Source organism: Microcystis sp. LE19-84.1B, from assembly GCF_027531875.1.
Classification (GTDB): Bacteria; Cyanobacteriota; Cyanobacteriia; order Cyanobacteriales; family Microcystaceae; genus Microcystis; species Microcystis panniformis.
The window spans coordinates 19,587-32,682 of record NZ_JAPZSR010000327.1 but is presented as its reverse complement, the minus strand read 5'-3'; the positions used below and the strand labels follow the sequence as shown (position 1 = coordinate 32,682).

Sequence of the window (13,096 nt, the reverse complement as noted above, 5' to 3'; positions counted from 1 at the left end):
CTGTAAAAAAACGATATTCTCCCCCTAAAAAATCGCAAAAGAAAGCATCCTAACTCTACTTTTTGCTTCAAGATTTTTGATTTCAGCTATTTTCATAAAGCTGGATTATTTTCGGCTGACTTTTTTAGTCTAAACTACAGTAATTACTCACTTGCATAAATGAGATGCTCCCCTTCAAACTCTTGAAATCCTTGCCGTCGCCAAGACTCCTACGAATGATCAGCACTGATGATCACACAAAGTCGAGAAGAGCTGCTTATCTTCTCCCTTAACATCCTAAACTTCCAGAAGAGCCGCTTATCTTCTCCCTTAACATCCTAAACTTCGATTGTCACTGCTGAAACTTACCCATATACTTGTGAATAAGTTACAACTATAGAGTAAATGCTAAAGTTTTCCCTTTAACATTTCTCTGGAAAATCCTTTGAATAATTGAATACCTTGGCTTATATACCGTGATTTTATCAAGGTTATTTTAAGCGCAAATGAGATAGTTGTAATTGCTAAACGACAATAAATCATAAGCTTTCGGGAAATACCGAAAAAAGACCTGGCTGGGTTCCCTCGCTCCTAGGATAACCAGATAGTTATCAAACACAATTATTGTCCTCAAAACAAGGAAAAAAATGCCGAAAACTCAAAGCGATAAAATCGCCCATCCTATAGCCGTTGTCGGAATGGGTTGCCATTACCCTGGTGCCAAACAATTAAGCGAACTTTGGGAGAATATTTTGGCGCGTCGTTGTCAATTTCGCCAGTTTCCCGATCAACGTTTACCACTCTCGGAATATTATGATCCCGATCCCGCCACTCCCGATAAAACCTACGGAACACGCGGGGCCTTCATTGATGGCTTTCAATTCGACTGGATTAATCGTCGAGTTCCCAAAAAAACGGTCGATGGAACCGACATCGTGCATTGGTTAGCCTTAGAAGTAGCCGACAAAGCGATCGAAGATGCTGGGTATCGTCGAGATACCATTCCCACCCAGAAAACCGGGGTCATTCTCGGCAATTCCTTAACTGGAGAACATACTCGCTCGAATGTGATGCGGTTACGTTGGCCCTACGTACGAAGAGCCTTGCGAGCCGCTGCCGAAGTCAAAGGACTGTCTGGAACAATTGTGGAAGAACTTCTCGAAACAATGGAGAAATTCTATAAATCCGTTTTCCCACCCATTACCGAAGATAGCCTGGCTGGAGGACTGTCCAACACCATAGCCGGACGAATCTGTAACTTTTTTAATTTTGACGGTGGTGGTTATACCGTCGATGGTGCTTGTTCCTCCTCCCTAATCGCCGTTGTCACTGCCGCCAACGCTTTAAGTAATGGCGATTTAGACATGGCCTTAGCCGGTGGCATTGATATCAGTCTCGATACCTTTGAATTAATTGGTTTCGCCAAAACCGGCGCACTAACGGCTCAGGATATGAGGGTTTATGATCGCCGAGCCAGTGGTTTTGTTCCTGGAGAAGGATGTGGTTTTGTTGTCCTCAAACGCTTAGAAGATGCCAGAAAAGCGGGGGATTTTGTTTACGCCATCCTCAAAGGATGGGGAATTTCTTCTGATGGCAAAGGAGGGATTACTGCTCCTTCCAAATTTGGTCAGTCAAAAGCCTTGCTTCGCGCCTACCAAAAAGCTGGCTATAGCCCTCATACTTTGCATTTTATTGAGGGACATGGAACAGGAACTCCCGTTGGCGATCGCACTGAACTGGAAGGAATTGCCCTGGCAATGGCAGCAGAGGGAGAAATCGCTCCTCGCTCCTGCGGAGTCACTTCTTTTAAGTCCCTAGTTGGCCATACTAAAGCGGCTGCTGGAATCGGAGGTTTGATTAAAGCCGTAATGGCAGTTAATCAACGCATAGTTCCTCCCACTGTCGGTTGTCAAGAGCCTAATTCCATCTTTGAAACTCATGCACTCCCTCTCTATCCCATCTTACAAGGGGAAATTCATCAACCAACAACAATTCTCAAAGCTGGTGTATCGGCGATGGGATTTGGCGGCATTAACAGCCATGTAACCCTAATATCTGGTGATGCAGCTTCCCCCCGGTTAAAACCCAGTTTAGACCAGCGTTCGCTTTTAGTCTCCAACCAAGATAGCGAAATCTTTGTCTTCGGGGCTAATTCTCTTGCTCAACTGCTGGAATCTCTGCAAATTTTCTCAGAACAAGCCAAAGGGATGAGTTTAGCAGACATGGTGGATTTAGCAGCGCAGAATGCTCAAAAATTAGCCCCTCAGACTCCAATTCGCGCCGCCATTGTGGCAGAAAACCCCAGAGAATTACTGGAGCGCTTGGAGCATTTAATCAACATTCTTCACTCTCAACCCCCAGCCGCGGGAGAAACATATGTATCCCAGCGAAAAGACATCTGGCTCGCCCATCAAGTGCAGCGTTCTCGAATAGCTTTTCTCTTTCCAGGACAAGGTTCACAAAAGCTGAACATGGCCCGAACTTTAGTGGAGCGATATGCTTGGGCAAGAGAGTTAGTGCAACAGGCCGATTTATGGCTGATTGAATCTGGTTTTGAACCGATTAGTCCATTAATTTACCGTCCTCTTGACCGCGCTGTTAACCAACAACAAGTAGAACAATGGTTTAAGGCTCTCACCGATGTGGCACCCCAAGCAATCTGCTTGACTTCACTACTGTGGAAGCATTACCTGAAGCGACTTGGACTGGAACCAGTGGCACTAGGGGGTCATAGTTTGGGCGAATTGACTGCTTTTGAAGCAGCTGGTGCTTATGACGAAAAAACCCTCCTTTGCTTTGCCGCAATGCGGGGAAAAGCAATGACAGTTAAGGGCGATTCTATCGGGACAATGGCCAGTTTAGCTTGCTCGGATGCCACCGCGCAAAAGCTCTTACAAGGGATTTCTGGGTATGTAACAGTTGCTAATATCAATAGTCCTCAACAGACAGTTATTTCTGGAGAAAAAACCAGTGTTGCTGCTGTTTGTGACCTGGCATTAGCTCAAGAAATTCAAGTCCGCCAACTTCCGGTAGCGAACGCCTTTCACTCCCAGATGGTGGCGACAGCGGCTGAATATTTGCGACAAGAATCTCCCATTCCTGAGATTTTAGCACAGGTTTCTCTGCCTCTATTCACCAGCGTTAACGGGCAGATAATTAATTCAGGACTCAACTTAAAAGAACACTTTGCTGATCAGATTGTTGCTCAGGTAAATTTTGTTTCTCTTGTCGAAAATCTGAAGAATAAATGTGACTTGATAGTTGAAGTTGGAACGGGAAAAGTGCTTTCTGGTTTAGTGGGAGCAATAGTGACCTCTCCCCTCTGTTTTCCCCTAGAGTCAAAACCGGGTATCGCTCGCGATTTGAATACTTTTTTAGCCGCTTACTTTGTGCAAGGAGGTGAAGTCAACTGGCAAGCGTTGTATGAACAACGACTGGTTCGTCCTTTTATTCCTGCTGCTGAACGTCTATTTGTTGATAATCCCTGCGAACGATCTTTTCCGGTATCTCTTGAAGAAATTGAGTCGAGTTCCTCCTTTTCTTGGGGAGAAATACAACAGTCATCACCAAATCTGGCTCTCGCTCATTCCTCGAATTTTTCCCAACCAGAAAGTTTTGTTGCAGATGATGAACTAACGACAGTCTTGGCAAATTACCTGCTGGAACGTGGTTCTTTTCTCTCTGAGTTAATCAGTGCCGATATCCAAAGCTTACCCTTTGTAAACACTCACAATCCCTAGAGGACATTATGACTTATTCTTCTGACTCCAAACCAGTCATTGGCAATCAAGAGATTGTCAAACTTCTCTCCCATTACTTCTCTAACCGAAGCCAGTTTTTGTCCCAAGTTATCAAAGCAGATCTTCAGTCTTATATTTTGCTTAAAAGTCCAGCAACTAATCTGATTCCTTTTCAAAGCAGTGATCAGGTAAATAAACCTGTTAATAGTAATAGTCATAGCACTGTTAATAGTAATAGTCATAGCACTGTTAATAGTAATGGTCATAGCACTGTTAATAGTAATGGTCATAGCACTGTTAATAGCAAGCGAATCCCAGAAACAACAGTAATCCCAACCAATTTAACTGTTGAAAAACGTTTAATTGAGTTAGTTGCAGAAAAAACTGGCTATCCAGTAGCCAGCATTAATCTTGATGCCAAACTACTAGATGATTTGAATTTAGATTCCATCAAAGCTGGCGAGTTAGTAGCGACAGCCGCCAAAACCTTTGGTGTGAGCGGAAAAATTGATCCTTCTGCTTTAGCTAATGCTACTTTACAAGAAGTGAAACAGGCTATTGATGCCATTGTTGCGGTGGGAATGCCGACTGAGATTCCTCAGCAAACAGAAATTGCGCCTGTGGCTTCCCCGCCTTCAGATTCCCTTGATGTTACCCAAAAATTACTGGAATTAGTCGAAGAAATGACTGGGTTTCCTAAAGATACCCTCAGCCTCGATCTTCGTCTTCTTGATGATTTAAACCTTGACTCTATTAAAGCAGCCGAGCTAATTGCTACAGCAGTCAAACAAGTGGGAGCAACTGGAAAACTGGATCCCTCAGCTTTAGCGAATGGAACTTTGGCGGATGTCATTGCGGCGCTGGAGAAGGTATCAAACCAACTCTCTGTCAAAACTGCTACTTCAGAGAAAACACCAATCCCGCAAGCAAGCCAAAACAATTCTCCCCCGTTTGTCAACTGGGTTCGTAACTACGCCATTGAATATGTCCCTCAACCTCTGACTCCATCAACAATTGCCACTGATTGGTCACAAGCTCAAGTCTTAATTGTCTCTGATGTTTTAGGCCTGGGGAATCTATCTAATGCTGGTACATCGATTGCTCAAACTCTTACCAAGCAATTAGAGCAATTGGGCGCTCAAGTCCAACAAAAGACCTACGCCGAAATTGCAGCGGCAGAACCCGCCAGTATCGGTTCATTCTCCCACTATCTAGGGATTTTACCCGATATTTCCCCCTTGCCATCGGAATTACCCCTCGCCGCCATGGTAACTCGCCTCAGCAGCGTTGCTACGATTAGCCACACCAATCCCTCGGCAACTTTAGCTTATATTCAATTTGGTGGGGGACGTTTTGGCACTGGTGAGGGAGAATACCATCCCGAAGTCGCTTCAGCCGCGGCCTTTGCCCGCAGTGTTCATTTAGAGCGCCAAGAAACACGAGTCCGGGTAATAGATTTGGCGGTAGAAATTGAACCAACTCAGGCCAGTAAGTTAGTAATTGAGGAACTAGCCGGCTCTGAGGCGATTACAACCGTTGGCTATGATGCGACGCAAGTAAGACTAATCCCCCGGGCCCAGTTACAGCAGCCGATTGATTATACGCCCCGTTCCCTCACCTGGTCAGCCTCAGACGTAATTCTGGTGACAGGTGGAGCCAAGGGAATTACCGCCGAATGCGCTCTGGCCTTAGGACAAAAAACGGGAGTGAAAATGGCTTTGGTGGGGCGAGCGCCAGCCCCAGAAACCGGAGACAGCAACAGCGAAATTGCCCAAACTCTCAAGCGCTTAGCGGACCTAGGACTCACCGGTGCTTACTATCGCTGCAATATTGCCAATCCTACCGAGGTCGAGCAGTTAGTTAACCAAGTGACCCAGGAATTAGGACCGATTACAGGGGTAGTTCACGGAGCCGGACTCAATCAACCCCGTCGCGTCGAACAAGTTAGCCCCCAAGATGCTCAAACAGAAGTCTCACCCAAACTTTTGGGAGCTTACAACTTATTGCAGGCCTTAGCCTCTAACCCACCCAAGCTCTTTATCGCTTTTAGTTCGATTATCGGCGTTACCGGAATGCCTGGTAATGCTTGGTATGCCTTTGCCAATGAATCCCTGTCCTTGCTGTTACAACAGTACCAACGGCAACACCCCCAAACTCAGGTACTTGCGCTTGCTTATAGCGTTTGGGATGAAATCGGCATGGGAGCGCGTCTTGGCAGTGTCAAACATCTAGAGCGCATGGGGATCAAGGCCATTGCTCCGAGTGAAGGAGTCAGCCGCTTTCTCAAGCTTTTCCAAAACGCACCCAGCACTTCACAGGTAGTAATCACTGCTCGCTTGGGTGGCTTAGATACCTGGTTACCAACCCCCTTACCCTCTCCCGCTGGACTGCGCTTTATCGAAAATGTCCAATATGTGGAACCACAGGTAGCCTTGACCGTGCGGACTCATCTGAGTTTAGGGAAGGATCTTTATGTCAAAGACCACCTTTGGCGCGGTTCTTATTTATTCCCCACCGTGTTTGGGTTATGTGCCATGGCCCAAGCTGTGGCTTACCTGACAGGAACCTCAACCCCCCCAATTGTTCGCCTGGAAGATATTTCTCTGCGACGACCAATAGTCGTTAATCCAGAGACTGGGGTTGACATTCAAATTGAAGCAGAAATTGCCGAAGCTACTAGCAATGGGGAACGTCGAGTTAAAGTCGGCATTTATACCGAGCAAACCGGCTTTTCTCTGGCTCATTTTTCCGCCAATCTCATTCTCGGAGAGTTGACTTCTGCTTCTCAGGAAAAACCCGAATTAGGCCAACCTCTCCCAATCGCTCCCAAAACTGATCTCTATGGGGATTTGCTCTTCCAGGGAGAACGTTTTCAACGCCTCGGTGAAATTTACACCCTTAGTGAAAAACAGAGTGTTTTCCGTTCCCACGCTCAACTTTCTGGAGAAGATTTATCCAATCAAAGCTTTAGCCAGGGATTGAATCACTCCTTAATCCTCGGCGATCCCTATTTTCGCGATGTCTTGCTCCAATCGGTACAATTGACCATTCCCCAAGATATCTGTTTACCCGTAGAAATTGCCAAGATTGAGCGATTTAAACCGGCCAGCAGCGATCAAGGTCGCCGCCTTGTCACCGTTAACCTATTGGCGCGGGAAGAGCGGGAGTATATTAGTGAAGTGATTGCTACCGATGAGCAGGGGAACTTAATTGAACGCTTGAGCGGTTATCGCCTACGGATTCTCGAAGAACACCCAGAAAATCCTACGGCTGCTGAGTTAGGCAATCCCGAAACCCGTGATCGCCAACACTTGCGACAAGTGTTACAGACAACTTGTCAGGGATTCGAGATTCCACCGCCTACCGTTGCGCTTGGTTATGCGCCTAACCTGCAAGGGAAATCCTTAGAACAGCGCCGCCAACAGGAAAAACCCATTGTAGAACGGGCGCTGAAAACTAAGCTAGGACTCAAACCCGATCAAAAACTTGTTTTCGAGCTTGAGTCTCTCCCCTCCGGTAAGCCTCAATTGAGCGGGACACAAGTGTCTGGGTTAAATGTTTCTTTATCTCACTGCGATCGCTATTGTCTCTGCACCGTCGCTGAAACCCCCCAAGGTTGTGATATCGAAGCAATTACCCCTCGCAGCACCGAGGACTGGGTCGCCCTCTTAAGCGATCGCCGCAGTCAACTGATGGAGCAATTAGTGCGCCAAGGAGACACTCAAGAGCGGGCCGGTATGAGGATTTGGTCAGCCACAGAAGCAGTTCGCAAAGCTTTTAATGGTAGTGATCCGCAGTTTTCTCTAGTGGCGAAACAAGGGGATGGGGTCTTGTTATCCACCTCAACCCCGGAGGGTGAGTCTCAAGTGCTGACTGTCCCTGTCAAGTTAACCCGTCCACCGGAACGGATGGTGGCGATTGTGGTTTCCCACACCCCAGGGTCTGTCCCCACAGAAGCTAATTTCCAGTCTCCTCAAGCAACGGAAGCGGCGATTATCCCAGCGACACCGGGGAAAATTGACAGCCATAGCTCTCGCTACACCCATGATGGCCCGCAAGGACAATTAGTCTATGAGCAACGCTATCAAGTCAGTTTCAAAGATAGTGGTAGCATTAGCCGTCACGTTTACTTTGCCCAATATTTTCGCTGGATTGGCAAAATTCGGGAATTGCCGATGGAAAGTATTGCCCAGCAAATGTTAGCCGACTTCCTAACTGGAGATTGGGGCATGGTTACCAATTCCGTTAGCCTGCGAGTTGTGGGAGAAGCCACTTCCTATGATGTGATTCAAGCGCGAGCCTGGGTAGGCAATATTGTCGGCTCCTCCTTTGAGACTTACATCGAGTTTTGTAAGGTATTACCCGATAATTCCCTAGAACGTCTGGCGATTGCCGAAGTTAAAGCCACTTGGGTGCGGTTAGTTAGCTATGGAGTTCCCGCTCCCATGCCTTTCCCGCCCTATCTCCAAGACTATTTGGCTCGCTTTGCCGCTGACAAACCCGCCAGCCTTGATTTAAAACACCCAGAAACCCTGCCTCTGGCTCCCCTACCTGCGGGCCTTGCTTCCCTCAAGCCTGGCGCGGTCATTGATGACATTCCACAACAAGAAAGCCGCTATGGACGGTTATTACGGTCTGAGGTCTTCCAAACCACTCTGGAAGAATCGAATTTGGTCGGTAATGTTTACTACGGCAATTATTTCATCTGGCAAGGACGCATTCTCGACCTGTTCCTTTACTCAGTTGCTCCTGAATATTTGCGGATTTCTAATCCTTGCGGGGAAATGGTCTGTCTCTATACCCGCATGGACTATCTACGGGAAGCGATGCCTTTTGACCGCGTTCGCACCCTTCTCTATGTGCGTTCAGTATCCGAGTGTGGCGCATCTTTCAACTTTGAGTTCTTCCGGGAACAGACTGATGGCACCTTGGAAAAACTCCATGTCGGTCAACAAGATGTGGCTTGGGTGGAGCGTCAAGAAGATGGAACGGCTGTGGCCGCACCTTGGCCCGAGGCGGTGAAGCAGTCTTTAGTCGCAAGGGCGACCACCAGGGAAGCGGCTCTGTTAATGGTCTAGGAAAACCCAATCTGTAGGATGGGGGGGAACCCATCCTCAGACCAACCTACTGACTAGATTCTGCTTTCTCACTTTTCTCTATCTACCCAGGAAAATTTGTCATGTACAAGCCGAATAAATCATTGAGAAATCAACTCCGACTGATCCACATTGTGGCATCACTTCTCTTAGGTATTTTTATCTATTCCCCCTGGCGCAATCATCCAGGAATGCTGATAGCCGTCGGGATTGTCGTCTTTCCCCTCTTAAGCTTCACTGGACTTTGGATGTGGCAAGGGCGACGCATCGAAAAATGGTTAATGGAGAGCCGAACCATACTTTCCTCAGAGGATTCTCCCTCTTAATTGAACTAACTTAACGTAATTCTGGTTCTTCGGTTTGTGTTATGTAATAGACGGGGATTATACGGGATGAAAACCTTAAAGGATTCTCCCTCTTAATTGAACTAACTTAACGTAATTCTGGTTCTTCGGTTTGTGTTATGTAATAGACGGGGATTATACGGGATGAAAACCTTTGTGGTTGATCTAGAACCAACTAATCAATTAAGTCTCTTGTCAGATCAGGATTTAGTCGATTTATGCCCCCCGATCAAACCGGACCTAGTAACGAAGAACCGTAATTCTCATCCCTTTATCAGGAGAAATTGATCAATGAACACGACTCAAGCTTTGCACTACGATGTGGTCATTATGGGGGCTGGCTTTGCTGGCTTATGTCAAGCGCGACACCTGATGCTCAACATCCCTAATATTCGGGTGGCGCTGATCGATCCTCGTCCCGAAAATCGACCCGATACAGATCTCAAAATTGGCGAATCTACAGTTGAAATAGCCGCCCTACTCATCTGTAAAGAGTTGGGACTGCATGATTACATGATTGAAAATCATCCTCCCAAAGCGGGACTGAACTTCCACTGGCCGAAAAATCCGGCTGAAACTGATTCAATTGACGATTATTATCACGTCTGGATCAATCGTCAACCCCCGATTCCGACTTTTCAGATCAACCGAGCAAAGTTTGAACGGGACTTGCTCAAAATGAATAAGGAAATGGGAGCAATCTTCTACAACGGAAGAGTTGTCGATGTAGATTTAACCGAAGGCGATCAACTCAAAACCGTCACAGTCAAATTAGAGGATACAACCATAGAAATAACAGCCAAGCACATTGTTGATGCGGCTGGTCGCCGATTTATTATCGGCAAAAAAACCGACAATCTCATTTTTGGTTCAGACCAACTTTTAGGAGTTAATAATGGCTCCGCTTGGGTAAGGATTAAAGATGTAGATCGGACCATTTTCCATAGTGGTTATCATCCAGCAGGAACCACTGTCAGTCATTACTACGCTACCAACCATTACTTTGGCCCTGGTCATTGGCTGTGGATGATTCCCATTGATCGAGATAGTAAAGAACTTTCTCTGGGAGTCATTCACCACCATGATGTCATTCCCTCAGCCACCATAAACACCCAAGAAAAGTTTACTGCTTTCTTGAAAGCCAACCATACAGTTCTCTATAAATTATTGCAAAGTAGTGAATTGGTTGACTTCCATTATTTGCCGCGAGTTGCCCACAAAAGTAAAGTGATGTTTTCGCCTGATAACTGGTATGTTGTCGGAGATGCAGCCTGTATTTTTGATGCTTTTTATTCCCTGGGAACAACGATGATTGCCATCGCCGTTGAAAGCATTACCGAAATTGTCCGCGCCAAATTGGCAAACGAGGCCAATGCTGAAGAAAAACGGGCTGTTTACAATGACTTCAATTTGGCTTTTACTGATAGCGTCAACACTTTCATGCAGGAACATCAAAAACAATTAGGTCATGCCAGTATCATGAGTTGGCGGATTTACTTTGAGTATATGTGGTGGTTTGGTATCTTAGTCCCCATGTACATAGGTAAATGGCATTTAGATCCAGCTTTCCTGAAACAGTTTACTGGACCTTTCCGCACTTTTCTCAATGGCTTATTCGTGGATGTCTATCAAGACTGTAACCAATTAGTAGAGCGCGGAGTTAATATGGGTTTGATGGATGCGATTCGAGCCGATCAACTAATCGGCAGTTACTATACCTTCAAACACTTTGAAGACTTCCTAGAAAATAGCAAGCTTGAACCCCAACGCTGCAACATTTTCACCAGCATGAAAAATACCTTTTTCTATGTGGCAATTTGGTATGCAATGTTCCAGTGGAAAGGTTTTGGCTGGCGCGGCCTGTTGAAACCACGCAATTTAGCTAATTTTAGCTATTTGTTAGCCCAAAGTGGATTATCAGCCCTGGGAGAAATGCGGCATAACTTCTTGACTCGCAGTCTGCCAGATAATAGTGAAATCGAGGAAATGCGCCAAGAATTCAAAGAATATCGCTATCAAGGCAAATTACAGCCCTGGAGTGCTGAACTTTCTTAAAAATTGGTTCAAATCCCCTAGTTTTTCCTTCTCTCAAATTCAAAAAATTTACCAAAACTAACCTCGATTAATTCAGGAGTAAATCAATGCAAACAACTCAAAACAAAGAGTATGATGTAGTCATTATGGGTGCTGGTTTTGCTGGCTTATGTCAAGCGCGACACCTGATGCTCAAGATTCCCAATATCAAAGTTGCTCTAGTGGATCCTCGTCCCGAACAACGCACAGATAAGGACTTAAAAATTGGCGAGTCCACCATTGAAATTGCCGCTCTTTTTCTTGCCAAAGAATTGGGACTACATGATTACCTAATTGAAAATCATGCTCCCAAACAAGGGCTTAACTTTCACTGGCCCAAAAATCCAGCAAAAACTGAAACAATCGACGACTACTATCATGCTGGTTCGAACCGACAAGTTCCCATTCCCTCTTTTCAAATCAACCGCTCCAAGTTTGAACAAGACTTGCTAAAAATGGATAAAGCCATGGGAATCAACTTCTATAATGGGCAAGTTGTTGATGTTGATTTAACTCCTGGCGATGCCATTAAAACAGTTAAAATCAAGGTAGGCGATGAAAGAATGGAACTGCAAGCCAAGCACGTTATCGATGCAGCAGGACGCAAATTCATCATCGGGCGTAAGACTGACAACCTCCTATTTGGTCCAGAAAACTTAATGGGATTAAACACGGGCTCTGCCTGGGTGCGAGTCAAAAATGTAGATCGGACTATCTTCCACAGTGGCTACGATCCTCTTAATGCATCAACCAGCCATTATTACTCGACTAATCACTATTTTGGCGAAGGACATTGGCTGTGGATGATTCCGATTGACACCCAAACAATGGAATTATCTATTGGCGTGATTCATCACCATGATGTGATTAATTCTACTCAGGTAAACAGCCGGGAAAAATTCCATGATTTCCTGCGAAATAACCATCAAATTCTTGCCAATATTATTGACAGTGGAGAAGCAGTAGATTTCCACTATTGGCCGAGGATTTCTCACACAAGCAAAACCCTATTTTCTCCCGACAATTGGTATGTCCTTGGCGACGCTGCTTACATCTTCGATGCTTTCTATTCCTACGGAACCACCACGATTGCTTTAGCCATTGAAGGGATAACGGAGATTGTGCGGGCCAAACTGGCAGGGGAAGAATCGGCGGAACAAAAACGGGCTGCTTACAATGAGTTTAACTTAGCCTACTCCCGTAGTGTCAACTGTCTCTATCGGGGACACACCAAACAGTTAGGACAAGCCAGCGTGATGAGTTGGCGCATTTACTTTGAGTATATGTGGTGGTTTGGGGTGCAAGTTCCCATGTATGTAGGTAAATGGCATTTGGACCTCACCTATATTCCCATCTTTCTCAAAACTCTAAACAGCAATATTGATGGACTGTTTGCTGATTTAAATGAACAATTTACCGAACTAGCAGACAAGGATGTCAATATTGGCTTGATGGATTGTTACCGGGGCGATCAACTTTTCAAGGGTTATCACACTCTCAAACACTTTGATGACTTCCTGGAAAATACCAAGTTTGAACCGCGGCGGTGTAATGTCTTTGCTGGTTTAAAAGCTACCTGTTTTTATGCCGCCCTCTGGTATGCACTCTTTCAATGGAAAGGATTTGGTATCCAAGGTTGTCTCCATCCCCACCATATTTACCATTTCTTGCGCCTGTTAGGGTTGTCAGGACAAGCAACTATCGGCGAGTTAATTTATAAGTTCAAAACCAAAGGACTGCCCGCCAACAGCGAAATTGAAGCGATGCGTCAAGAGTTTAAAACTTATCAATATCAACCAAAACTCCAGCCTTGGCTGGCAGAAGCCACCAATTCTTAAGGATTTTGACTTGCATCAAATTCAAC

The 13,096-nt window shown here is 45.7% G+C and carries 5 protein-coding genes; all 5 read left to right on the top strand.

Features of this window, described 5'->3' with window-relative positions:
• Nucleotides 1-626: 626 nt before the first annotated feature.
• The 5 genes from O9324_RS18510 to O9324_RS18490 all read left to right on the top strand — a co-directional run bounded on the left by O9324_RS18510 (nucleotide 627) and on the right by O9324_RS18490 (nucleotide 13,070).
• Nucleotides 627-3,719 (top strand): type I polyketide synthase, encoded by a 3,093-nt coding sequence (locus O9324_RS18510; RefSeq protein WP_288140962.1) that lies wholly within the window; start codon nucleotides 627-629, stop codon nucleotides 3,717-3,719.
• A gap of 8 nt (nucleotides 3,720-3,727) precedes the next feature.
• The gene (locus tag O9324_RS18505) at nucleotides 3,728-8,797 is read left to right on the top strand and encodes an SDR family NAD(P)-dependent oxidoreductase (protein WP_288140961.1); all 5,070 of its coding nucleotides are present in this window, start codon (nucleotides 3,728-3,730) and stop codon (nucleotides 8,795-8,797) included.
• Nucleotides 8,798-8,898: 101 nt separating this feature from the next.
• Nucleotides 8,899-9,141, top strand: coding sequence for a hypothetical protein (locus O9324_RS18500; protein WP_002764921.1), 243 nt, complete (start codon nucleotides 8,899-8,901; stop codon nucleotides 9,139-9,141).
• 309 nt (nucleotides 9,142-9,450) lie between these two features.
• A complete protein-coding gene (locus tag O9324_RS18495; RefSeq protein WP_288140960.1) occupies nucleotides 9,451-11,214 on the top strand; it encodes an NAD(P)/FAD-dependent oxidoreductase in 1,764 nt (587 codons plus the stop codon).
• 86 nt (nucleotides 11,215-11,300) lie between these two features.
• Nucleotides 11,301-13,070 (top strand): NAD(P)/FAD-dependent oxidoreductase, encoded by a 1,770-nt coding sequence (locus tag O9324_RS18490; RefSeq protein ID WP_288140959.1) that lies wholly within the window; start codon nucleotides 11,301-11,303, stop codon nucleotides 13,068-13,070.
• The last annotated feature ends 26 nt before the right edge of the window (nucleotides 13,071-13,096 follow it).